This is a genomic window from Pseudoalteromonas sp. C2R02 (assembly GCF_018860845.1).
Taxonomy (GTDB): domain Bacteria; phylum Pseudomonadota; class Gammaproteobacteria; order Enterobacterales; family Alteromonadaceae; genus Pseudoalteromonas.
Map to the genome: position 1 here is coordinate 1 of NZ_JAHKQC010000055.1, position 24,302 is coordinate 24,302.

A 24,302-nucleotide genomic window follows, 5' to 3' on the forward strand; every position below is an offset into this window, starting at 1 on the left:
TCGTCAGCGTCAGCTGTCTATACGTGACAGTCTCAATGAATTCTGTTTTTGATATAACTTAGTAAACTAAGTTACGTCGCATATGACTGTGTAGTCACTCGCTCTTTCCTAAAAGGATTAAGTGAACAGATTTTAATGAGACTCTAATTTTGTGTCACTTCGAAAAGTGACTTTAGAACTCAATCTGCAAGAGTGCCCACACAGATGATTACTTATTGTTAAAGAACGTTGCTTTGAAGCTGTGCTTCGAAGCGGAGGTGCATAATACACCTTAAAAGTTTTGAGTCAATGGTTAATTTAAAATTAATTTTTTAACTTTAAATCTGATTCAAACTTTTCGGAGATAAATCTCCTTCCTACATCAGTCGATATTGCTACATCCCTTTAAGAATGTTGCTTGCCGTCTGTGTCGGTGGAGGCGCAGTATAGGCATTTTTGAAATCTGCGCAAGTGTTTTTTTGATAAAAGTTGATTTAAATGATTATTCGTTTATATTTTGAGCGAAACAGCCTAAAACTAGACATTTTCATACTTACAATAGAGGCAAAGCTTCACTTCTTAATACCCAAAACACTGCTTTAATCAATCTACAAAAACGTATTTGATAATTTGTAGGCTTCTTCTACCGCTATTGCATGACGCTGCGCTAATAGATGCTCATTTTTATCATAGCCACCACCTATTACAGTGGCCACTGGTATATTTAACTCTAAGCAACGTTTTAGTACATAATTATCTCTAGCACGAATTCCCGCTAAACTGACATTTAATAAACCGAGCGGATCATCTATGAATACATCAACGCCGGCGTCATAAATAATAAAGTCTGGTTTACTTATAACTACAGCCTTTTCAAAACCATCAGCCATTATTTGTAAGTACTCATCAGTTTGGGTGTCTCTTGGTATATTAATGTCTAAATCGCTTTGGGCTTTTCTAGCAGGAAAGTTTTTTTCACAATGCACTGAGCAAGTAAATACTTTATCGTTATACTCTAAAATACGCGCAGTGCCATCTCCTTGGTGAACATCTACATCAAATATTAAGACCTTTTTAATCTTTCCTTGTGTAATAAGCGCATTGGCGGCAATTGCTAAGTCGTTCAAAATACAAAAACCTGAAGCAAAATCATAATGCGCATGATGCGTGCCACCCGCTAAATGACACGCAATACCATTTTTCAATGCTAATTGACAAGCTAAAGTAGTCCCTACTGGTGAAATAAGTGTCCTACGTAATAAACCTTTACTCCAAGGCAGTCCCATTCTGCGAATTTCTTTATCAGTAAGTTGATTAGTTACGAACCTATTTAAATAATCAGGGCAATGGGCATTTTGTAATAATTCTATTTTTGCACTCCCAGGTCTAAATGTATTAGTTGCTGTGGCTATGCCCTGCTCTTTTAAATATTGATGCAAAAGTTTAAATTTTTGCATTGGAAAGCGATGTTTTTCAGGAAAGTCATAACTATATTCAGGGTGAGTAACTAAGGCTAACGACATTTTAAACTTAATAGGTGCAAAAAATGCCATGATACTGCTGCTTATTTATAAGCGCAAATATAGCTGTTAAAGTAATGTCATTACTTATCGCCAAAAATAATCAATTCTTTGGATTCTAACCATAATGGATATTCTTTCATTACTTTAGAAAACAATGCACTTTGTAAATAGCTATTAAGCCAAGCTCTCACTTTTGGATAAGGTGATTGTAAATACCATTTGCGTTCAACTTTAGCAAATTTACGAATAAAGGATATTAATGCAATATCCGCTAAACTTTCATTTTCTGACATTAAAAAGGCATGTTTATTTAGTCTTTGCTCTAAATCGTTAATATATACTTCACAATTCTGGCGATACTGTTCGACATTATCATCATGATAGCGCTTTGCTACACTATATTTATCAAAAGCGGCTTTAAAACCGATATCAAAATCTTCTATCAACTTTAGCATTTCAGGTAATACTGTTTCATTACCACTATGTAACAGATCATTTGGGTCACTTTTATTTAAAGCCCAAAGCATCACCTCTAAACTTTGATCTATTACTAATGAGGGTGAAACGACTAATGTAGGAACTTCTCCTTTTGGGGATGCAGCTATCATTTCATCTGGTTTATTACTTAAAACGATATCTCGTAAAATAACTTGCTGTTTAGATTTAAAAATACCAAACCTAGCACGCATCGCGTAAGGGCAATTTCTTAATGAATAAAGTATTGGTAAATCAGTAGGTTCTTTCATTTTAGGTTTTGGTTTGGCTTTATATGTAGTAATAATACACTTTAATTATGTTCATAGTACAAAGATGTATGTAAAATCCCCTCCTTTAAATTTAACAGATACAAGTTGTAAATATGAATCCTAACATTGAATTATTAGCGCCTGGTGGCGATGTTGATGCCATAAAAGCAGCGATTATAGCTGGTGCCGATGCCGTTTATTGCGGTTTAGATACCTTTAATGCCCGTAATCGTGCATCTAATATTTCTTTTGATGAACTCATTGGGATCATACGACTTGCACACCAGTATGAATGTCAGATCTTTTTAACACTTAACATTGTTATTCTTGAAAGAGAATTTAAAGCGCTCACAAAATTATTAAATAAATTAGTAAATACCACATTAGATGGTGTAATTGTTCAAGATTTGGGTATGTTTAATCTGCTTACTAAACATTTCCCAACGTTAGATATTCATGCTTCCACACAGTTAACAACACATAATGCTGGCCAAATTCCATTTTTGAAAAAATTAGGTGCATCACGTGTTAACTTATCAAGAGAGCTAAATTTAAGAGAAATCAATACTTTAACCGCTATTGGTCGTGAACATGACACATTAACAGAAGTATTTGTGCATGGTTCATTATGTGTCGCATTCTCTGGTTTATGTTATTCAACTTCAGCGAGTGTAGGTAATTCAGGTAACCGTGGTCGTTGTAGCCAAGCCTGTAGAGAAGAATACGAAACAACCGAGTCTGGTAACAACTTCCCTCTAAACATAAAAGACAACTCTGCATTTTTTGATTTACCTGCATTAATCGAAGCTGGCGTACATTCGTTTAAAGTTGAAGGACGCATTAAAGGTTCAAGTTACGTACACACTGTAATTGATAGCTTTAGAAAACAAATTGACGGTTTTTTAAAAACGGGCGAATTATTAGAAGATGGCGAACGTTTATATAAAGTATTTAATCGCGACTTTACAAACTCATTCTTAAAAGGTGATTTAAACCAATCAATGTTTATTGATAACCCACGAGATAACTCAAAAGATCACGCTATCAATAAAAGTAATGCTATTTCAGTTGTGCAAATTTTTGATGCCAAGCAAGAACTCCATCAAGAAAAAAGCATTATTAATGCCACTGTAGATGACAAAATAAAACACCTAAGTATTGAAAAAGTACCGCTTACATTAAGCTTTTCAGGTAAACAAGGTACACCATTAACTTTAACAGTAACAACTGAAGGTTTTTCGGTAGAACAACAAACTTATACTGTGGTATCTGACTCAAATTTAAGACAAAGCGATAAATTTAATTTTGATGCTGAGTTATTAGAGCACAGATTTAAAAGCTTAAATAATGCTGGCTACAACTTACAACCTATTCATACGGATGAATTAGAGTCTGGTTTATGCATTACTTATAAAGAGCTTACGCAGATTAAAAATAAAGTATCGGCTTTATTAAATGAATCTCAAGAGGTTGTAGCTGAAGTGACACTGCCAAAATTAGTTAAACATGAAAAAGCGGAGTCAGGTACTAAATTATCAATTCTCATTTGTGATGAAGCAGATATTAAATTAGCAAATACTACTGATGCAGATATTTATTTCAAACTACCAGATGCTTACAAACGCGGCTGTACTAAATACATCGACTTTTTAAAGCAAAACCCAAGATTAATTCCTTGGTTCCCTTCTGTATTAATTGGTAAAGATTACGATGTAGCGCTTAATATTCTACAACAAGTTAAACCTGAACTGATTGTAACTAATAATACAGGTATTGCTTATGAAGCACATAAGTTAGGAATAAAATGGATAGCTGGTCCATTTTTAAATATCACAAATTCATATGCCCTAATGGCTATGAAAGAAACATTTGATTGTAGCGGTGCGTTTATTTCAAACGAAATAAACCGCCAACAAATACAAAATATTGCTCGCCCTGAAAACTTTAAAATGATGTACAGTATTTATCATCCAATTCTATTAATGGTAAGCAGGCAGTGTTTCTTCCAACAAAGTGTAGGTTGTGAAAAACCTCGTATAGATAATGGTTGTATGTTGTCATGTGATAAATCTACCAGCATTACTAACTTAAAAGGTGACTCTTTTGCCATTGATAAGCAAAAAGCCGGTTACCCTAGTATTTATAATCAAGATCAGTTCTTAAATATGGAGATCATCAATGATCTTTCTCATTTATTTGATAACTTTATGATTGATTTAACGAATATTGGCGCAGGCGATAAAACATCACCAGATAAAGTTGAGCTAATAAAACAGTTTGAATTATTGCTTGAAGGTAAAACTGAAGCTGAACAATCATTGAATCATTTGGTAGAACAAAGAACAAACGTGCAATACCATAACGGTTTATAAAGTAAAAAGAGCCTATCAATTAAAATAGGCTCTTTATATACCCAAACCACTCCAAAATGCAGAATTCAGTTGGCGTTAGAAACGCTTTAGACAAGACATTGATTGCAGATAATGGTCATTCCCTTTTCAAAATCAATAACGCAGTATAAAGCGTTTCTAAACCAACCCTGCGGGGACATCTGAGCAAATCATGCACGTTGTTCCATCTTCTTTTAAGGGAGCAACCATTAATACAAAGATGCGCCTAGATCATGATTTTCTCAGCAGTCCTGAAACTCGCATCTTGAAGTAGCTTGGGTATAAATTAGTTATCATTTCTAATAACTATGCTACCCGCTAACATATCGTGCCAGCCTCGATTTTGTTCATCAAATAAAGCCCAGATAAAACCTAAACCAAATGGAATAGCAGAAATAATATAACCAACATATCTAATAATTGACTGGCCGATAGATAAGTTATTGCCTGTTTGTGCATCAACCACTTTGGCATTTAACAACATTTTACCTGGCGTTGCCGCTTTATGAACCCAAAACATCACAACTAACAATAAAGGTAAAAGCTCGTTATACACAATACCGTTAAAACTCCATTCATTTTGATTAGCTAACCAATCCGAGTCACCATAAAACACAGCAAAAAATACCGCTAAAACTAAGCTTAACAAAATGCTGTCTATCATTATTGCTGCAAATCTTCGGGTAAAACTCGTACGTTCAACCGCTATAATATTTTTGTATTCTCTATTTTGAGTATATTCATAATTTGAACTAGTCATAATTACATCCTCTTCTCATATGCCTTCATAAACTAATTTGGCATCTAAACCGAACTTTAATTAGTAGGCTTTATTTTTCTGATGTAATGAGTATCTAGCAATTTAGCTAGTAGAAAGTAAATTAATGACAAACGGTAAAATTAAATAGATGAATGCCAAATATTAAAGCCTGAGTAATCAAGTGAACTATTTTTTAATTTTCAAAATACCTTTAGTAACAATTCAGTGTTAAATTTACAGTATATATAAACTATTAGTGTCAATATTATGATAAATAGAAAACCAAAAATACTCGTTATTTGCATGGGTAATATATGTCGCTCACCTACGGGTGAAGCTGTTTTAATAGCAAAGGCGCTAGAGCTAGGTATCAATGTAACTGTAGATTCAGCGGGAACAATCGGCTACCACGCAGGGAACCCTCCAGATCCGAGATCAGTTCAAGCTGGAATTAATAGAGGTTATGATTTTTCCGGTATGCAATCACGCCAAGTTACAATCAATGACTTCGAAGATTTTGATTATATTCTTGCTGCCGATAAAAGTAACTTAAGCGATTTAATAGAGTTATGCCCTGCTCACTTACAGTATAAACTTTCGTTATTTTTATCTCATGGTAAATCTGATCATATTGAAATACCCGATCCCTATTACGGTGGTGAAAATGATTTTGAATTAGTATTAGATTTAATCGAAGAAGCCAGTGCTAAGTTTTTAGATAAAATAAGAAGTTAATTTTTATTCAATAAAAACAACTTAAAGCTGATAAAAATACGTACTAAAAATTGTAAACATAAATAAAGCTAACTACACTAAGCCATAATTAAGTTAATACAATCAAAGGAATAAAATGAAAGACGTAGATACATCCATAACTCAGCTGGAATCTTTATCAGTTAAAATATACGACCTAGCTTTAGAACTTGCACCAAAATTAGCACTTGCCATTATTACGCTGCTAGTAGGCTTATGGATAATAAAAGGCCTTACAAAAGTTTTAAAAGTTTCAATGGAGCGATCTAAAGTAGATCCTACATTAATTCCTTTTATGGGTAGCTTAGTATCATGGATGCTTAAAGTATTATTGTTTATTTCTGTTGCTTCTATGATAGGTATAGCAACAACTTCTTTCGTAGCTGTATTAGGTGCTGCAGGTCTAGCTGTTGGTTTAGCACTGCAAGGCAGTTTAGCAAACTTCGCTGGCGGCGTATTAATTATGATATTTAAACCATACAAAGTAGGTGATTTAATTAAATCTCAAGGTCACTTAGGTGTAGTTAAAGAAGTACAAATATTTAATACAATTTTACTTTCTCCACAATCTAAGCAAATCATTATTCCAAATGGTGCAGTATCTAATGGTTCTATTGTTAATTACACAGTGGAAGGATTAATTCGTGTCGATCTAACGGTTGGTGTTTCATACGATGCCGATATTGATCAAACAAAAGCGGTATTAATGGATGTACTAAAAAACAATGATAGAGTATTAAAAGATCCAGCGCCATTTGTAGGTGTGTCAGAAATGGCTGATAGCTCAGTAAACTTTGCAGTAAGACCACATTGTCATCCAGAACATTATTGGGATGTTTACTTTGAAGTTAATGAATCAATGAAAAAAGCGCTTGATAAGAATGCAATTGCAATTCCGTTCCCACAACGTGATGTACATTTAATTCAACAATAATTATTAGCTAATCATAAATAGCGTGAGTATTTTAATACTCACGCACCTCCCTTTAAAGTTTCAAAGAAAACCTCTCTCACCCTAGACAAATTTTCTAAACTACAATTAATTATTCAAAGTTAGAATCTGTTTCTTATTGCTTAAATTATGCCTTTATTAGCCTTTAAAAAACCGAGATAATAAGCGATTAATACCGACAACATACATTAGGTGAACCAGTGAAAAAATTATCAAAGTTAACAAATTTAATAGGAATATGCGCCAGCTTATTATTATCATCAAATGTAATGGCGTGGGGCCAAAATGGTCATAGAGTTGTAGCGCAAATCGCTTTTAATCACTTAACACCTAATACTCAACAAGCAATATTACCTTTATTAGCAGGTGAAAAATTAGCTGAAGTTTCAACCTGGCCAGATGAAATGCGCTCAAACCCTACTGATTTTTGGCAAAAGCAATCAACTCCTTGGCATTATATCAATATGAGTAAAGCCTCTGAGTTTAATCCTGCTACCTATGAAATTCCAGAGACTAAAAACGATATTAAAGACGCTTACGCATTAATGATAAAAGCAACAGATGTTTTAAATGACTCAAAAGCTTCAATTGAAGATAAGCAGTTTTACTTTAAATTTTTAGTGCATGTTGTAGGCGATATTCATCAACCAATGCATGTAGGACGTAGTGAAGATTGGGGCGGTAATAAAGTTAAGGTTAAGTTTTTTGGGAAAGAGAGCAACTTACATAGCTTGTGGGATACTTTAATGGTTGAAAACCAAAACCTCTCTTTTACTGAGTTTACAACTTTCATTGATACTAAAGATTCAAAAATCATCGCTAAATACTTAAATAGCCAACCGAAAGATTGGGTGATTGAATCTTTTTATGAAGCAGAAAAGCTATATAACATAGGTGATGCTGACTTTAAATATAACTATGTTTATGAACAAAATCCGTTAATGAAACAAAGATTAACACAAGGAGGCATCAGATTAGCCGGTTTATTAAATGGCATATTTGATAAATCAGCTAAACCTTTAATTAATGCATTGAAGAAGTAGTTTATTTAAAAGATAAATACACGATGCTATACCCCATAATAACTAAGCGTAACTTCTATTTTATAGAGGCGCATATTTTGAGAGTTGATTTATGTGTCTAGTGGAAAGAATATAAAATTGATATGGGAGCGATTAATAATTCGCTTCCCATTGTATTCAAGGAGGTTTTTAATCTAATAGGTTAATAAGTTAAAGTGATTTGACCTAATGCAACGCTACCTGATAGCCAAGTTGTACGACATTTTAACTCTAAAGTTGCATCACCTTCAAAGTCATTATTAAACTCAGTGTTATAACTTACAAATTGCTCTCCAGAAGCACTTGAATTTTGAATTGAAGTCCAATCAAAACCTTTACCTGTGCCATATCTGAACCACTTTGAAATACCACCGTCTTCAACTTTTCGCATACGTGAAATCATACAGCCACCATTAGACTGGTTCAAATCATTTACTTTGCCATACACACTTAATGAAACTGCACCCATTTGATCGGATAATGGAATACTACAATTAAAATGACGAGCATTTGAACCCGATCTTTCAAATTGTGGATTAAAATGAAAATAACCTTGTTCTATAGCACCTACACTTTCAGTTGCCATCGTTTTGAATGCTTCTAAAGTACCTTTACTTTGTATTAAGATATTTACCGCAGCAGCATGTTTAATAGCATCTTCCGCACAGTGATCTGCACCAGAAAAAGTAATGGTTTCAGCAAAAGCCGAAGTTGATAATAAGGCTAAAGCGCCTACAGTTGTGATGAGTTGACTCATAACATTTCCTTGTTTTATATAATAAAAGTATCATTCCTTGAGTACCGCAAAATGGTACGGTTTATTTTTTTATAAAGCAAGCGATTTTGATATATAGAACTTTCTACTATGATAAGTTTGACCTAAAAGCGATATATAAACTATGCCATATGAAATTGAATTATACGCTAGGTAAAATAACAACCAAAACACTGAAATCATTGCAATCTTCTACCAGATGTTAAACCCCTATTACTTCATGCTTTCCAATGTTTTTAGCCAACAAAAAAGGCTCCGAAGAGCCTTTTTATAATTTAAATAAATATCAATTAAGCACTTATTAGAACGTGTAACGCATACCTACTTTGATGCGCCAAGTTGATTCGCTTTGGTTAAACGTATCGTAGTTATTTGTATCTAAACCATATGCTTCCGTTAAGATGTACTGACCATCATCGTTAATCGTTGCGCCAATTACTGCATTGTTACCGTGACCCATAGTATGAACTTGGCCCCAATCGCTGTTTAGTAAATTAGCTAAGTTATCAACTGTGAAGTATGCCATACCTTTTTGATCAGCTTGGAAGCCTTTAAACTCTTGAGTAACATTTAAATCTAGTGTTGTAACCCAAGGTTGTGTTTCAGAGTACTTGTCAGCATAACCGCCTGCTTCGCCATTAACACCTGCTTCGTCGTAAAGTTCCATTAACTCATCATATGTATAAGTACTGTTGTCCCAATCAACTGCTGAATCATCAGGACCAGTTGGGATATATGGTAAGTAAGTTTGTGACTTAGACATACCGTATTGATCACCAAAGCTCGTATCGCCGTATGTATCCATAGTAGCTGAGTAAGGACGACCAGAACGACGCTCGAAGAATAAATCGATGTTAGTATTGTAACCATCAACAAACTGAGCCGTGTAACCTAAGTTTAAAACAAAACGATGTGCCACTTCATAGTAAGCAGTGCCTACTTGTGATTCATTTTTGTTTACGCCAACATTATATTGGTAGTTAGACTCTGCTTGTGAGCTAGTGCCAGGATTCGCTTCTGTAATATCTTGATGTGTGTATGACATATTCATACGAACACCGTTATCCCAGATTTTTTGTAAACTAGTAGTGAAGATTAAGCTACGGCCGCCATCATCCATGTTTGTCATCATGATGTCTGAATTACCTTCTTGATCAGTGCCTTCATAAACACTGTCATAAATAATTCTGCCACCATCAGCTGTTGTTTTACCATTGTCGATACGTGATACATCTTCCCAAACTGTTGCATCATTACGATCAACATAGTTCATTTCAACAGTTAACTTAAAGTCTTCGCCAACTTTAGGAATGTCTAATGTCCAATCTAGACCTAACTGGTAACGCCAGTCTGAGCTAATTTTGTAGTTAGGATCTAAGAACGTAGTAGAACCCGCACCTTGCTGTAATGAATCTTGCGCAATATCTGGTACATCATGGAAATCGATGCTTGAAGGATCGTTTTTACCATTTTCAATAACTTGTTGTTCTGCTGCTTGGGTTGCTGATACATAAGTTACGCCATCAGTTGGTACTGCCCAGATATTTGGTTTACCACCTGAGAATTTACCAATACCACCACGTACAATCATGTCATCGTTTAAGTAATACTTAAAACCAACACGTGGTAATAAAATATCTAAACCATCAGTTGTTGCAGTATTGCTCATACCGTAAGTTTCGTTAAAGTTATCATTTTCAGCAGCAGAAGTATCTGCACCTAAACGCTCATAACGCAAACCAAAAGTCACATCTAAATCAGAGTCAACAGTCCAAGTATCTTCAATGTATAAAGCAAGTGTAGAGCTTTCATATGTGTAAGATGCATCGTCAGTATCATTTGTGTATGCATTTGAGTAAGAGAAACTTGAAATATTACCAGAAGCAAAATCTTCTAAGCTATCAAACTCCCATACACCCATAGATTCTTTTGAGAACAAGTTATATAAATCTAGTGCTTCAAAGCTCGCACCAAACTTAATATCATGGTCGCCCATTAAGTAGTTAGCACCAAACTTGTAGCTCCATGTTTTTGTAGAGCTAATGTTACCTTGACGGTAAACATCTTGACCTGCGTTAATAGTACCGCTATCAGTGCGAACACTTACTTGACCAAAGTCTGAGTTAGTTTCTGATTCACGGTAAGAATCTTTATATGCGACGCTAACTTCAGTTGAAAAATCATCATTCCAATCTGAATATAAGTGAACTGCATAGTTATCTAGTGATGTTGTATCAACATAACCATGAGATTCCATGTTTAAGCTATTGCTGTAATCATTGGTATTTTTATCTTCAGCAGTGCTTTGGTACTGGTATGTGAAATCAGCACGATGACTATCGTTAATATTCCAATCTAATTTTACTAAGAACTTGTCATCAGTTTCTTCTGGATCACCGCTATTTACGCCATCTTCAATGCCGTAAACATCATCCATAATTGTAACAAACTCGTTATATTCTTCTTCAGTTACATCACTTGGGCTACCTTGATCAATACCAAATGCAACAGGTGTTACTTTATTGAATTTTTCAGCTGAAAAGAAAAAGAACAACTCATCTTTAATTAATGGACCGCCAACTGTAAAACCCGTTGTTTTTTGCTCGCCAACATTAAAGTTGCTGCTACCAGGATTATCTGACTTAGAATCTTTTGGTTCACCCGCCATATCTTCGCTCATCATTTCGAAAAATGTTGAACCTTTAAATTCATTAGTACCAGACTTAGTTACAACATTAACTGTACCGCCTGAGAAACCACCTACAGATGAAGAGAATGGAGAGCTATCAACAGCAATCTGATCTACAGCATCTAAAGAAATAGGAGAACGATTTGAAGGGTAACCACTTTCGTTAAGACCAAAATCATCGTTTTGACCGATACCATCTACTGTAATTGAGTTAAATTTAGGGTTTGAACCACCAAAACTTAAACCACCTTCTTCATCAACAACCGCCATTGGGTTATTACGAACAATATCTTTTAAATCACGGTTAAATGCAGGAGCACGCGCGATATCTTCTTGGCCAAATGAAGACGCTGCACCACTTGAATCAAAACCAACAGCAGAACCAGTTACTTGAATTGTTTCCATACTGTTTTTAGCTGCTAATTGAAAACTTAAGCGCTTAGTATCACCAAGTTGAATGCTGATGCCTTCTTCTAAAGTATCTTGATACTGTTCAGAATTAACAACGATAGTGTAAGGACCACCTACACGTAAACCTTTTACGCTGAATAAACCAACTTCGTTCGTTTGCACTTCACGAATAGTACCTGAAGGTTGGTGAATGATAGTGATTTTTGTATTTAAAGCGGGTTGGCCATTAGGACCTACGATTTTACCACGCATACCAGATGAAGTTTCTGCAGCTGATGCTACACCACTTATACCTAGACATGCGGCAACTGCCAATGTAACTGCTGTTTTTTGCAATCGAATTTTCATTTTGTTTCCCATTTAACATGATTTTTCAGTAAAAATTACTGGTTTCGGTTATCAATTTTTTAATGTGAGCTTACAATTATTATTGAAATTTATAATTTAAATAAAGTTGTTTAATTACAATGTGATGGGCACTTATTGAATCGTTTTTATTTTTAGAAATGAGTGACAATCAGCAAGAATTATTTGATTTTAAGTTATGTCATTTTTTTGAGGTGTCTCAATTTAATAGCCTAGAATAGATTAGCGATAGTTATTTATTAATGCGCTTATTTTATTCATGTTCTATGTCATTAACTGAAAATTTTGTGGGGTAATTATACTAATATGGTTAAAATAAGTTCCGCCTAAATTGTTTTCCTTTGTCACAACCAGTTATCAGCGAATTACACTTACGTACAGATAGTTAAATTTAGAGGTGCGTAAAACAGTAATTAAACCTATGATTTACAAAACAAGAATAGGAACAAGTCAAAAGCAATAAATAGGAGGGTAAAAACAATAAGAGAGTTATTTTTATACGTAAATATATAAAGTAATATCTATATAACAAAAAGTAAGATTATTTAATAATTATAAACAAAATGGTTATTTATTCAGTCAAAAACCAAACTTAAACGAGTAGCTTAATTTATTTACTTCAGCTTTAAACTCTTCCAAAAATCCTTCTGAAAATGTTTATTTTCCAATATGAATATCATAAATGGAAGCTAGAGAAACAGGATTATGAGTAAGCCATATAATGAAAAAATATCAATTTTTTATGTTCTAACTATTAGATTATATCCTCTCTTGAAAGCATCATGTTACTAGTTGAACCTTGGCGTATGGCTGTGCTTTGGTTAATTGCAGGAATATCAATACGTTTTATTATGGCTAAAGTCTCTATTTGGCGCTTTATTAGTATCAGGAGTTTTCGCCTATTATTACCTTTGTTTTTTGGCATTTTAGTAATAGTGCCACCTCAACTTTATATTGAGATGACACATAATGGCGATCTCAATATGAATTACTGGCAATTCTTAACTGAATTTTTTTCGACCGATACTAATGTTTTTGAAAAGTATCAATCTGGTATTTGGCCACATATAGATGTTAACCACTTATGGTTTATTCGGGCATTATGGCAATACTCTTTAATCATTTTATGTCTATTACCTTTATTAAACTCCAAATTCGTCAAGCATGGAATTAATTGGCTTTTTAATCAAAATACAGCAGTTGTAATTTTCATAGCTACTTTGCCGCTTTTTATTATCCAAGTGAATTGGGATTTAGATACAGTTCGCTACCCTATTGGTTTTACTTTGATGCTTTATGGTTATTTGATTGGTTAGCATAAAGTTTTTTGGCTGAAGATAACAAACAACTTAAAACCATTAATTTATGTGTTCATAACTTGTTATGTAATCTTAATTATTTTTTATAATGGCGTTTGGATCGATATTATCAAAGGCGGTCAAACATCTGATGAATGGCTGATTATGTTAGGTTTATTCAATTACAGCTTATTGAGAATGATAGGCACATTCATGGCGTTTGCTATTGCCTATAAATACTTTAACCTACCTTCCAAAAAGTTAAGTTATTTAAATGATGCTGTTTATCCATTTTATATCCTGCACCAAACACTCATCGTTGTATTGGCTATCATATATCACAACTTAATTTAGGACCAATTATTGAGCCTTTAATACTAATTGTATTAACGATTGCGGGCTGTTTGATTGGATACGAAATAATACTTAGGATAGATATATTTAGGCCTTTATTTGGGTTAAAGATCAATAAAAATTATCGGCTAGAAGTACAAAAGTTTGGATATGCTCTTTCTAGCGTATTCATTATTATTATTGGCTGGGAAATAATAAATTAACTTCAATCGCACGTGGCTACTTTTATGCTTAAATTAAATAGTCACTTGTCTGCTTTGTTGCAGCCAATAACATATCAAATGTTTTTAAATCACCTAAAAGTTGCTTTTTAACATCTATCCACTTAACTTGATGATGGCCAAAAAGTACTCGCCATATTTCTAATTCATTATGTGTTGGCTGATAGATTTTACTTCCAGCTTTTAGCAGACCATTAATACAATTTTGCGTATTACTTTCAATACTTTTAAGATGCTGTTTAAATGTAGCTTCAGATGCTTGTTTAACTATCAGTTTTAGCTCTGTTGGTAAATTATTTAACCAAGCCTGATTTATCACACTTACCCACGCATCTTGCACACTAGAAATAGTTGAAACCGTACCTATACTACTTTTTAATTGTTCAGGACCTGAGTATAAACCAACAAAACCAGGATCTAATGCTTGTATTTGCCCTATCCTAGATAAGCGAGCAGTCTCAGACCAAGGAACGCTAACAACATTTGCACCTGTCATTTTATAGTATTCAGTTAATACTTTACTGGCTGGCACTCTAAAAACAACATGATTTAAATCTTCAGGACGCTTAATCACTTTATTATAATTTTTTGTTGTCGAGAGCGTTCTAGGGCCAGGAATATAATGAAATAACACCTCTAAGTTACTTTTATTTTTTATGTTATCTAATACTAAATTTTGCCATATTCCTGATGAAATTAAATTGAGATATGCTTGATTATCAGCTGCCCAAAATGGAATATTTAAAATATCTAAGATAGGTAAAGCCCGAGATAAATTTGAAACTGAAATAAGCGCTGCGGATACATGACCCCGATTAACAGCAGCCATTAGTTCTGTACCTATACCTAATCTTCCTTTATCTTGGATATCAACATAAATTTTACCTTGAGACATAGTTTCAATATTTTGTTTAAACTCTAAATGCATATGCGGAGTATATTGGCTTTGCGAAGAATCATAAGGAGACGCAAATACTAAGGTGAATTTCGCTTGTGCTTTTTTTTCTGATTCGAGTAAATTATTGGCAAATGAAAGTGAAGGGTATTGCGAGTACAATGCGGTAACTGCACCGATTGCGAAAGAGGATCTAATAAAGTGACGTCTTTTTATCTGCATTCATCAAGTATAGTAAATGCAAAAATTACTGCATAGTAAATACCCTTAATCATACTTTTTATATGATTAAAGGCATTTAATATCAAAGCTTATTTAGCTGTTCGCTCTGTTTTGTACTTTTCAAACCAAGCTAATGTATGTTCAATTTTAGTGATCATACGTGATGGCTTACCAGCAATACCGTGTGGCGCACCTGGTACTTTTACCAATACAGTATCAATTTTGCGTAACTTTAATGCTTGGTAATACTGTTCAGTTTGAGCCATAGGTGTGCGTAAATCTTCTTCACCTGTCATTAATAATGTAGGTGTAGTGACATTACCCACTAACGACATAGGCGAACGCTGCCAGTAATGCTCAACGTGATCCCAAGGCATACCAGGGAATTGCGTTGGTATTTGACCTAAACCACTATCTGCAGTTAATACTTTGCTTAACCAGTTAATTACAGGTTTTACAACAGCTGCTGCTGCAAATCTATCAGTTAAACCAATTGCATAAGCTGTTGCGATACCACCAGCAGAACCACCAGCGATAAATAGGTTTTTATCATCTATAAAACCTAAGTCTATCATGGCATCAACGCCTGAGTTATGATCTGCAAAATCTTCTTTTGAGCTGTATTTATATTTAAGTAACATCGCAAAACGCTCACCGTATGAGCTACTACCACGATGGTTATCATAAAATACAACATATCCTTGTGCTGCAAAACGCTGAAGTTCAGCTGTAAAATGCGGACCGTAAGCTAAATGTGGACCACCATGGACCTCAAGAATAAGAGGATATTTTTTTGTAGGATCAAAATCTGGTGGCGTAATGTACCAACCTTGAATTTCCTCACCATCAAATGAAGATTTGTAGTTAATCTCATGCATTTCTCCTAGCTTTTTATGCGCTAGTAAATCTTCATTCAGGCTAGTTAATTGCTTTACTTTACCGCGTGTACTTACCATAGCAACATCAGCTGGGCGTTCTGAAGAGCCCGTTGTAAATACGATTTTACCTGATGTATTCGCGTCAAATTCACCGCTAATATATGGTCGACCTAATGTAGTACCTGTTACAGTATCTGTTAAATCTTTAATTTTACCTTTAGTCGTAATTGTCGCTATTTTACGCTTACCAAAATCATCATAACTAAAAGCAAGTGATGAAGAAGAAATCCACTTTGGTGATCTTACTGAACGATCGAAATCTGCAGCTAATGGTGTTACTTTTTTAGAACCCCAATTTAAAATGTTTAATTTTGCATTACGATAAGGGTTTAATTCATTAGAACCTGAAAGAAAGGCTAAGCTTTTACCATTTTCAGAAAAAGTAGGGTTATATTCGTTACCTGGAGTCGAAGTTAACTGAGTGATCTCACCAGTATTGACTGCTACCGAAAATAAGTCACCTTCAAGTCTTTTATATTCCCAATCACTGATGCGATTAGCTGAAAAAACAATATTTTGATTGTCTTTAGTCCAAGCAAGTGTGCCTTTATGATGGTATTCACCACTGGTTACTTGGCGCGCTGTGCCGCCATCTGCTGGCAATACAAAGATATGATTATAGCCAGGCTTAATTAAACCACTACCATCAGCTTGATAATACGCTTTATCAATTACAATTACAGGCTCTGCCCACTTAGCGCCTTTTGGTTTTTTAGGCATTTTTGCTAATTTAGTTTTTTTACCTTTAACCTTTTGGCTAAACGCTAACCACCTGCCATCTGGCGACCAAGTTAAACTGCTCACACTTGCCTGTACTTGGCTCACCATAGCTGTTTTATTTTCAGCTATGTAATGCACATGAATTTGTTTGCTACCGGTTTCATTGCTCACAAAAGCAATTTTTTTACCATCTGGTGACCAAGTTGGTTGTGAGTATTGATTGCCATTAGAAAATAAAGGTGTTTGCTCACCCGACTTAACATCAACTAACCATAAGTTTTTATTTTTATTATCGGTCATGATGTTGTTTGAATTTCTGATATAAACAACTTTTTTACCATTTGGAGAAAGTTTAACGCTGCTTGCATATTCAAGGGCAAAAATATCTTCAGCCTCAAATGTAGATGATGCAGATACCAATGCAGAACTTAGCATTCCGCCAAGCAATATTGCGCCTTTAAATACTTTTTTCATGTTTCACTCCAAATAGAAAATTAGTTCGGTTTTTATATTGAACAAAACTATGCCTTTATCAGTTTTTTTTGGCAAACAATATGCGTTTATAAGCATATTTTTGAGTTGGAGTTTAAAGACTATTTAGTAAGATTTCTTTGATATTTAATTGTATAAAACCTCTTTACATTAGAAATAATTAAAATGCATTATCCCTATTTTTTAACATCTATAAACAAGGATAATGTTTAATGAAATACGCAATTCTTCCCGTTCTTTTAGCAAGTGGATTATTCTCAAACTCTCTTATCGCAAATGACTCTCCAGTATTCACATTTGCAGAAGTTTTTTATGTTCAATCTGATTCTAATGATGATTTAGATACTAAGGACCTTGGTATTAAAGGCTCTTATGAATTAAGTGATTACTTTTTTGTTGAAGCTAACTACGCCCAAACATCTGGCGATATTGTAAATATTGATGTCGATTTCGACACTTTCCAATATGACTTAGGTGCAAAATACGATTTTGATAATGCTATCACTGTATTTGCTTCATATAACTTAGGTGATTGGAAGGTAAAATCTAAAGATAATAGTAAGATTACACTTGATGTGGATACTATTAAATTAGGTCTACACTCTCAAGTAAGTGAACTCATAGAACTAAATGCAGCACTGACTAGCACTGATATTGAAAACGTTGATCGTAAGTCGGGCTTTGTTTTAGGTGGTAATTATAAATTTTCTGATACTTGGCATATAACAACTGAATTTAGTCGTATTGCAGGTGAGGTGGACTTAGATCAACTTTCTTTGGGTATACGTAAAACTCTTTAAATTTAAAAATCATTGTATTGAAAAAGAATATTCTAAAATAAACTCAATTGTTCTGTTATATGCATGGCGTTGCCTACTTCAATATTTGCATTATTTATCACTTTACAAGTTACGCCAGCTCTAAAATAACAATTTAACGCAGCAGATAAGCCAGGATGAACCCAATCCATTTTATAGCATGGTTCAGTTTCACCTGTGACCAATAATTGTAAATCACCAATATTTATTACTTTACCAATATGTCCCGCATTAAACTCAATGCCAGAAACAAGCAGATTCGCCCTCCTTGTGAACCAAGGTAATGTGATATTCAAAGCGCTGCACGCTTCTAACCATTGTTCTAATGACAAAATTGTCACTTGCCTATTACTCGGCTTACGGGGTAAACCTAAGTTAACACCTTCAGCTTTAGTGACCTTTGCTTTATCGGCCTCAAATATTGGTCCTCCTTTTAAGTGTTTAAACCCAATAGCACATAAAACAGCCATAAAATTCTCTTTATTAATTTATTAAGCAACAATACGAATGCATAAGTTAATTAGTTCTAATTTTTACAAATATTATTTTTTAATGCTTTTATTATTTCGCCTATATTAAACAGGAACGGCTCATTTATAGTATAGTGTTTTTCTCTTTAAACTGAGCTAACGCATTTTTATGAGATTCAATACTGGTTTGCCTGTGATTATTCTCAATCGAAACTTCTAATGCTCGCACATAAGCTTTTAATACCCTTGTTGGCATATTCAATTTTTCATAAACATACGCTAAATTACGTAAAGCACGGCCTGAAGCGGGATGCTGCTTTACTGCATATAAAGATAGCTTAATTACTTGCTCATTATTTTGCTCATCAACGTAAAGTAGAGCCATATGCTCTAAAATACTGATGGGTATTATTGAAGGGGTTCTAGTTGTATATACATCTATTAATCCAGCTAACCCGCCTTTATTTTCAAAGTCTGATGAGTTTTTAAAATGTGGTTTTGCCCACGAAGCATAGTAGCTTTGTAATCCTAAATAACCTTGCCCCATAGAGATTGAACTATGGGATTCATCTTCTAATTTTTTAATTTTTTAATTTTAACACTTCAAAATCGAGTTAAATCACATCACGTTTCAGTTTTAACTGATTTTGCTCTAACGCTAAACGTGTATTACGCATATTATTTATTTGCTCAGAAACCTCCGCTTCACGTGCTAATACATTAAGCTGTAAATTAGTATTACTGAGATTTAATATTGCTTGCCCTTTTTCAACAATTTCACCTTCTTGAATATAAATTTCTTCAACGCGCCCACCATCAATTGCATCTATAAAAATTGTATCTTCTGGTTCAACAATGCCCCGTAAAGGCAAATACTCGATAAACTCTGCTTGCACTACTTGGCTGAACACTAAGTTTTTAGTTGATACGTTATACGTTTTATCTGAAGCACTTAATGTATAAATCCCTCATATCCAGCACAAGCTAATCCACATGCTATTACTGTATAAGCTAATTTTTTATAAACTGTTTTATTTGTTTTTTTACTGATTGGCTTGTCCATAACAACTACCTGCTAGTTAATGTTGACTGCAGTGTGGTTCAGAACAAAAATGAAAAAAGAATCAAAGGAGGAAATAACAATGAATGATGATGAAAAAGTTGTGACCATGCTAATTGTCACAACTTTAATTTAATATTATTCAAATCTTACGCCTAATAAGGTTTGTTTTACAATTTAGGTTTTAGAAATACTTTGTAGGTAAGTCATGTAGTTTTTATCATGCTCTATTCTAGATTTTCGCCAATTCTCATCATAATAACTATTTAAATAACGTTCGCCGCTATCACATAATAAAGTAACGATTGACCCTTTCTCATTGGCTTGTTTCATTCGTTCAGCCAATTTTAATACACCTACAAAATTAGTCCCTGTAGAAGGACCCACCTTACGGCCTAGCTGTTCGCTCAGCCATAACATAGCTTCAATGCTTTTCGCGTCAGTTACCTTTAGCATTTCATCAATCACGCCAGAAATAAAAGAAGGCTCAACTCTAGGTCGCCCTATGCCTTCAATTTTACTTCCTTGCGTATTTTGTAAACCTGCATTGCCCGTTTTGTAATAATCATAAAAAACTGAATGTTCTGGGTCGACAACTAATAATTTACTATCTTGACCTTGATAACGAATGTAACGACCTATCGTTGCTGATGTGCCGCCCGTACCAGGGCTCATTACTAACCAACTTGGTACTGGAAAACGCTCTTTCGACATCTGGCTAAAAATACGTTCAGCTATATTATTATTACCACGCCAATCGGTGGCTCTTTCAGCAAAAGTGAACTGATCCATATAATGGCCATTTAACTCTTTGGCTAACTTTTCTGACTCACTATAAATTTGTGTAGTGCAATCAACTAAGTGGCATTCACCACCATAAAATTCAATTTGTTTTATCTTTTCTTTCGCCGTACTTTTTGCCATTACAGCAATAAAGCGTAAACCTAATAATCGTGCAAAATACGCTTCAGATACCGCAGTTGAACCACTTGAAGATTCAATAACAGGTGTATTTTCATTGATCCAGCCGTTACATAATGCATATAAAAATAACGAACGGGCTAAACGGTGCTTTAAAGAACCGGTTGGATGGGTGCTTTCATCTTTAAAATAAATATCAATATCTTTAAAGTACGGTAAAGGTAATTGAATAAGATGCGTATCTGCTGAGCGTGTATAGTCAGCTTCTATTTGGGAAATCGCATATTTAGTCCAATTCGTATTCATATAAACTCCAAAGTTAATCTTACAGCTTGTCTATCAATATAAAATTTAGAAATAAAACAATACACTAATAATGAAATAAGTGATTGTATTAAATCAAACTAACGATTATGAAATTAATAACATTAAACATGATATCAAAACGACATAAAACAACTTTGTAATCACAGCTATAAAAAAGTAGTATATTTACTCATCAGAAGCTAAATTACAGCTCCTATCTTTGATTTTACTTATTAGGTATTTTGTTGCGGCGCACTATTTTGAGGCTTATGTATTTATTAATGCTATTACCGTTTTTGGTAATTGCAAACGATAAGGTATCTAAAAATGCGACTAATAAACAGGAACTGATTTGGTTTGTAGAAGATAAAGCAGAAAACAAACATTTACTCGACGAAAATTATGAAATATCGTCACCCTCAACATATATAGAACGCCTAATAATAACAAGCTTACAAAAATATAATATTATAGTGAAGCGCTCTTCTTCATCTAGGATCTCTCAATCAATCAAAGATCAAAATAACGTATGCACCGCCAATAGAGCGAATACCAAAGCAAGAAGAGCATATTCATTATTTTCAAGCCCACAGAGCTTTTACTTAACGCATAAATTATATAGATATAAAGGTAAACGCCCTTTATCTCATGCCTTACTAAATGAAAAAGGTCAAATTAAGTCTCTTTCTCATATTTTTAAAGTATACCCAAACCATACAATCGGCATTGCAAAAGGCGTCTCTTTTGGTGAGTTTTTAGACAAACAAATCTCAAAACTTGAACATGAAGATATTTATTATCTCGGTGGTACAAATAGAGTTACTGCATTAGAGTCTATGTTATATTCCGAACGATTCGATTTTTTATTAGCGTTACCAATAGATATGGAGCCCACAGAAAAACAAAAGCAACAATTAGAATACTATCCAATAGCGGGTGCGCCACCTTATTTAATAGCACATATAAATTGCTCTAACAGCGACTTAGGTAAAAAAGCAATTCAAGATATTAATCTTATACTAGAGCAACTTTACCAAAGCCCAAAATATTATAAAGCCCATCAAAAGTGGTTTTCAGAAAAAGAACTTAGTCTTTTACAGTTATACTTAAAACAAAGATTTACAGATAAAACCTATATTTCTAAAGACTAAATTTTAAATACATTTGCTTCTTCAAATAAATCTTTTGCTAATTTAGCTACATTTTTACTTGCCGTAGCATTACTTTGAGAATCACAGGCAACCTGCTCACCAATATCGCGTATCTGAACAATATTAATATCTACGCCCTGCACTACATTTGACTGCTGCTCAACAGCGGTAGCCACTTGCACTGTCATATCGGTGATAACATCAATATCAGAGATTATCTCATTTAATACCGCTTCAGTTTGTGTGGCTTGTTGCACACTTTCAATGCCCTGCTCTTTACAGTTATTTACGACTACAACAATATCAGACGTTTTTGCTTGTAGCTCACTTATAATAGAGGTTATTTCAGCGGTTGAACTTTGCGTTCTCACAGCGAGTGTTCTAACTTCATCAGCTACAACAGCAAAGCCTCGTCCCTGCTCTCCAGCCCTAGCGGCTTCAATTGCAGCATTTAAAGCTAAAAGGTTAGTTTGATCGGCGATGCTCTTTATGACTTCGAGCACCGAAGAAATGCCATTACTTTGATCTTGTAAATTTACAATTTCATCGCCAGCATTTATAAGCTTTTGTGATAAATTATTAATATTTATAACTGTGTTATCTAGTTTAGTTTTACCCTCAACTATCTTAACTGAAACTTCATCTGTTTTGTTTCTTGTTAAATGTGCGTTATTAGCAATCTCATTCGCAGTCATGCCCATTTCGGCCACAGCTGTTGCTACCATATCACTTTGAATAGCTTGCTCACTTATACCTTTAGATGTTTCTTCAACACTTTTAGATACTACGTTAGTAGAATCACTTAATGAATCTACAGTAGTATTAATGCTTTTTATTAATGACTGAAAATGAGCCATTAAACTATTAAACTCTTTCGCAATGACACCTATTTCATCATGACTTTCCTCACATCTTTGCGATAAATTATTTTCTTTTTGGATCTGTGTTATTCGGTTTGAGAATACAGCTAAAGGAGTAATAATTTGCTTTGATATCACAAGTACAGCAAAAATCATAAAAGCAGATATCAACAAAGTGATTGTGATATGGGATACCTGAGCGCTTTTCATATGGGACGTTATGTAATTATTTAACCTTACTATCTCAGCTTCTAAATCTTTTTCCATTTTCTGGCTTACGGCTCTCATATCACCTTGAATACCAGAGTTAGCATCAAGCCCTATTTTTTGACTAATATCTACAAACTGTTTAAATTCATTTAAATAACGATTTAATAAAGCTTTACTATGCGTACTATTAAGCTTTTCATTTAAAATATCAGACACTTGGTATACTTTATCGACATATGTGTCATCATGGCGCAACATAAAGTCTTTTTCATGTCTTCTTAGCATTAATAAATCAACATAACTCGCTAAGTCATTGAGTTGATTTATTGTCTTTTCTAATTCACTGGAGGCGGCTCGTAAACCACCGTAACTTCCCGAAGTCTTAGTCAGTCCTTTAGTTATTGAAGCATCAACAAGATCATTAAATAATGCATTGTAAGCTGCTAATGAACTACTCAATGCCTTTATTTTATCAATATTTATATTTGCAAGTTTTAAATCAGTTTCAAGTAAAGATAAAAGTAAGGCTGTCTGCTTAGTCGTTGTATTAAAACGATTACGATATTTTTCGTCACTTCTGAGCATAAAATCTTTTTCGCTTCTTCTAAGTTGTAAAATTGACAACTGTACATCTTGAAGCCTTGATTTCATTTTCACTAACTGCGCATTTTTATTTTGATTCACCGAGTTTTCTATATATAAGCCAGCTAAACCTAACAAAATAAATCCTGTTAAAATCATTAATTTTTGCTTGATGGTGAAATTCATTATGGTGCTCATTTTCGTTAAATAGTTAAAAGCCACTTTAAGTGACAGCGAATCATTATATCCTTTAATCTATTGTTTAATATGTATATTTAATGACATAAATCAATTTAAGTTGAATTAACAAGCCTTAATTATTAAAAGCTTCACATTGTTAATTCAATAAGGAAGTGAATATTAAAAGAAGTTTACTTAA

19 protein-coding genes are annotated in these 24,302 nt (G+C 33.9%); 7 read left to right on the forward strand and 12 right to left on the reverse strand.

Annotated features, from left to right (window positions below; genetic code table 11):
* Nucleotides 1-587 precede the first annotated feature (587 nt).
* Complete coding sequence (locus tag KO527_RS24710; protein WP_252734108.1) at nt 588-1,532, reverse strand: histone deacetylase; 945 nt, start codon at nt 1,530-1,532, stop codon at nt 588-590.
* 50 nt (nt 1,533-1,582) lie between these two features.
* A complete protein-coding gene (locus tag KO527_RS24715; RefSeq protein WP_216042910.1) occupies nt 1,583-2,248 on the reverse strand; it encodes a glutathione S-transferase in 666 nt (221 codons plus the stop codon).
* Between the two features lie 113 nt (nt 2,249-2,361).
* Between KO527_RS24715 and KO527_RS24720 the strand changes: the two genes are divergently transcribed.
* Nucleotides 2,362-4,620: a peptidase U32 family protein gene (locus tag KO527_RS24720; RefSeq protein WP_216042911.1), complete on the forward strand. Its 2,259-nt coding sequence runs from the start codon at nt 2,362-2,364 to the stop codon at nt 4,618-4,620.
* A 304-nt stretch (nt 4,621-4,924) separates the two neighbouring features.
* Here KO527_RS24720 and KO527_RS24725 read toward each other — a convergent pair whose 3' ends face one another.
* Nucleotides 4,925-5,398, reverse strand: a complete 474-nt coding sequence (locus KO527_RS24725) for an RDD family protein (RefSeq protein ID WP_216042912.1) — start codon at nt 5,396-5,398, stop codon at nt 4,925-4,927.
* Between the two features lie 267 nt (nt 5,399-5,665).
* On the opposite strand from KO527_RS24725, the gene KO527_RS24730 reads away from it, so the two are divergent.
* The 3 genes from KO527_RS24730 (at nt 5,666) to KO527_RS24740 (ending at nt 8,146) form a co-directional block, all read left to right on the forward strand.
* Nucleotides 5,666-6,133 (forward strand): low molecular weight protein-tyrosine-phosphatase, encoded by a 468-nt coding sequence (locus KO527_RS24730; protein WP_216042913.1) that lies wholly within the window; start codon nt 5,666-5,668, stop codon nt 6,131-6,133.
* A 115-nt stretch (nt 6,134-6,248) separates the two neighbouring features.
* Entirely contained in the window at nt 6,249-7,085 is an 837-nt protein-coding gene (locus KO527_RS24735) for a mechanosensitive ion channel domain-containing protein (protein WP_216042914.1), read from the forward strand.
* A 287-nt stretch (nt 7,086-7,372) separates the two neighbouring features.
* Nucleotides 7,373-8,146: a S1/P1 nuclease gene (locus KO527_RS24740; RefSeq protein ID WP_216043010.1), complete on the forward strand. Its 774-nt coding sequence runs from the start codon at nt 7,373-7,375 to the stop codon at nt 8,144-8,146.
* A gap of 181 nt (nt 8,147-8,327) precedes the next feature.
* On the opposite strand, the gene KO527_RS24745 is transcribed toward KO527_RS24740, so the two are convergent.
* Both KO527_RS24745 and KO527_RS24750 read right to left on the reverse strand, forming a co-directional pair.
* Nucleotides 8,328-8,921 (reverse strand): hypothetical protein, encoded by a 594-nt coding sequence (locus tag KO527_RS24745; protein ID WP_216042915.1) that lies wholly within the window; start codon nt 8,919-8,921, stop codon nt 8,328-8,330.
* A 319-nt stretch (nt 8,922-9,240) separates the two neighbouring features.
* Nucleotides 9,241-12,387 carry a TonB-dependent receptor gene (locus tag KO527_RS24750; RefSeq protein WP_216042916.1) on the reverse strand — a complete coding sequence of 1,049 codons (3,147 nt, stop codon included), beginning with the start codon at nt 12,385-12,387 and terminating at the stop codon, nt 9,241-9,243.
* 800 nt (nt 12,388-13,187) lie between these two features.
* Here KO527_RS24750 and KO527_RS24755 point away from each other — a divergent pair.
* Entirely contained in the window at nt 13,188-13,721 is a 534-nt protein-coding gene (locus KO527_RS24755) for a hypothetical protein (RefSeq protein WP_216042917.1), read from the forward strand.
* Nucleotides 13,722-14,288: 567 nt separating this feature from the next.
* On the opposite strand, the gene dctP is transcribed toward KO527_RS24755, so the two are convergent.
* Nucleotides 14,289-15,395, reverse strand: coding sequence for a TRAP transporter substrate-binding protein DctP (gene dctP, locus KO527_RS24760; protein ID WP_216042918.1), 1,107 nt, complete (start codon nt 15,393-15,395; stop codon nt 14,289-14,291).
* An 89-nt stretch (nt 15,396-15,484) separates the two neighbouring features.
* Nucleotides 15,485-17,488 (reverse strand): S9 family peptidase, encoded by a 2,004-nt coding sequence (locus KO527_RS24765; RefSeq protein WP_252734112.1) that lies wholly within the window; start codon nt 17,486-17,488, stop codon nt 15,485-15,487.
* Nucleotides 17,489-17,757: 269 nt separating this feature from the next.
* Here KO527_RS24765 and KO527_RS24770 point away from each other — a divergent pair, with 269 nt between their 5' ends.
* Nucleotides 17,758-18,345, forward strand: a complete 588-nt coding sequence (locus tag KO527_RS24770) for a porin (RefSeq protein ID WP_216042920.1) — start codon at nt 17,758-17,760, stop codon at nt 18,343-18,345.
* A gap of 32 nt (nt 18,346-18,377) precedes the next feature.
* Here KO527_RS24770 and KO527_RS24775 read toward each other — a convergent pair whose 3' ends face one another.
* The 4 genes from KO527_RS24775 to KO527_RS24790 all read right to left on the reverse strand — a co-directional run bounded on the left by KO527_RS24775 (nt 18,378) and on the right by KO527_RS24790 (nt 21,120).
* Nucleotides 18,378-18,833, reverse strand: a complete 456-nt coding sequence (locus tag KO527_RS24775) for an MOSC domain-containing protein (protein ID WP_216042921.1) — start codon at nt 18,831-18,833, stop codon at nt 18,378-18,380.
* A 124-nt stretch (nt 18,834-18,957) separates the two neighbouring features.
* Nucleotides 18,958-19,380, reverse strand: coding sequence for a hypothetical protein (locus KO527_RS24780; RefSeq protein WP_216042922.1), 423 nt, complete (start codon nt 19,378-19,380; stop codon nt 18,958-18,960).
* A 67-nt stretch (nt 19,381-19,447) separates the two neighbouring features.
* Entirely contained in the window at nt 19,448-19,744 is a 297-nt protein-coding gene (locus KO527_RS24785; protein WP_216042923.1) for a biotin/lipoyl-binding protein, read from the reverse strand.
* 326 nt (nt 19,745-20,070) lie between these two features.
* Nucleotides 20,071-21,120: a PLP-dependent cysteine synthase family protein gene (locus tag KO527_RS24790; protein ID WP_216042924.1), complete on the reverse strand. Its 1,050-nt coding sequence runs from the start codon at nt 21,118-21,120 to the stop codon at nt 20,071-20,073.
* 281 nt (nt 21,121-21,401) lie between these two features.
* On the opposite strand from KO527_RS24790, the gene KO527_RS24795 reads away from it, so the two are divergent.
* Nucleotides 21,402-22,271 (forward strand): transporter substrate-binding domain-containing protein, encoded by an 870-nt coding sequence (locus KO527_RS24795; RefSeq protein WP_216042925.1) that lies wholly within the window; start codon nt 21,402-21,404, stop codon nt 22,269-22,271.
* Here KO527_RS24795 and KO527_RS24800 read toward each other — a convergent pair.
* Nucleotides 22,268-24,109, reverse strand: a complete 1,842-nt coding sequence (locus KO527_RS24800; protein ID WP_216042926.1) for a methyl-accepting chemotaxis protein — start codon at nt 24,107-24,109, stop codon at nt 22,268-22,270. The genes KO527_RS24795 and KO527_RS24800 overlap by 4 nt on opposite strands.
* Nucleotides 24,110-24,302 lie beyond the last annotated feature (193 nt).

What these genes read in the sequence shown, in the direction of transcription:
- KO527_RS24710 (WP_252734108.1), bottom strand. Translation starts at nt 1,532, where the DNA reads ATGGCATTTTTTGCACCTATTAAGTTTAAAATGTCGTTAGCCTTAGTT.
- KO527_RS24715 (WP_216042910.1), bottom strand. Translation starts at nt 2,248, where the DNA reads ATGAAAGAACCTACTGATTTACCAATACTTTATTCATTAAGAAATTGC.
- KO527_RS24720 (WP_216042911.1), top strand. Translation starts at nt 2,362, where the DNA reads ATGAATCCTAACATTGAATTATTAGCGCCTGGTGGCGATGTTGATGCC.
- KO527_RS24725 (WP_216042912.1), bottom strand. Translation starts at nt 5,398, where the DNA reads ATGACTAGTTCAAATTATGAATATACTCAAAATAGAGAATACAAAAAT.
- KO527_RS24730 (WP_216042913.1), top strand. Translation starts at nt 5,666, where the DNA reads ATGATAAATAGAAAACCAAAAATACTCGTTATTTGCATGGGTAATATA.
- KO527_RS24735 (WP_216042914.1), top strand. Translation starts at nt 6,249, where the DNA reads ATGAAAGACGTAGATACATCCATAACTCAGCTGGAATCTTTATCAGTT.
- KO527_RS24740 (WP_216043010.1), top strand. Translation starts at nt 7,373, where the DNA reads ATGGCGTGGGGCCAAAATGGTCATAGAGTTGTAGCGCAAATCGCTTTT.
- KO527_RS24745 (WP_216042915.1), bottom strand. Translation starts at nt 8,921, where the DNA reads ATGAGTCAACTCATCACAACTGTAGGCGCTTTAGCCTTATTATCAACT.
- KO527_RS24750 (WP_216042916.1), bottom strand. Translation starts at nt 12,387, where the DNA reads ATGAAAATTCGATTGCAAAAAACAGCAGTTACATTGGCAGTTGCCGCA.
- KO527_RS24755 (WP_216042917.1), top strand. Translation starts at nt 13,188, where the DNA reads ATGTTACTAGTTGAACCTTGGCGTATGGCTGTGCTTTGGTTAATTGCA.
- dctP (WP_216042918.1), bottom strand. Translation starts at nt 15,395, where the DNA reads ATGCAGATAAAAAGACGTCACTTTATTAGATCCTCTTTCGCAATCGGT.
- KO527_RS24765 (WP_252734112.1), bottom strand. Translation starts at nt 17,488, where the DNA reads ATGCTAAGTTCTGCATTGGTATCTGCATCATCTACATTTGAGGCTGAA.
- KO527_RS24770 (WP_216042920.1), top strand. Translation starts at nt 17,758, where the DNA reads ATGAAATACGCAATTCTTCCCGTTCTTTTAGCAAGTGGATTATTCTCA.
- KO527_RS24775 (WP_216042921.1), bottom strand. Translation starts at nt 18,833, where the DNA reads ATGGCTGTTTTATGTGCTATTGGGTTTAAACACTTAAAAGGAGGACCA.
- KO527_RS24780 (WP_216042922.1), bottom strand. Translation starts at nt 19,380, where the DNA reads ATGGGGCAAGGTTATTTAGGATTACAAAGCTACTATGCTTCGTGGGCA.
- KO527_RS24790 (WP_216042924.1), bottom strand. Translation starts at nt 21,120, where the DNA reads ATGAATACGAATTGGACTAAATATGCGATTTCCCAAATAGAAGCTGAC.
- KO527_RS24795 (WP_216042925.1), top strand. Translation starts at nt 21,402, where the DNA reads ATGCTATTACCGTTTTTGGTAATTGCAAACGATAAGGTATCTAAAAAT.
- KO527_RS24800 (WP_216042926.1), bottom strand. Translation starts at nt 24,109, where the DNA reads ATGAATTTCACCATCAAGCAAAAATTAATGATTTTAACAGGATTTATT.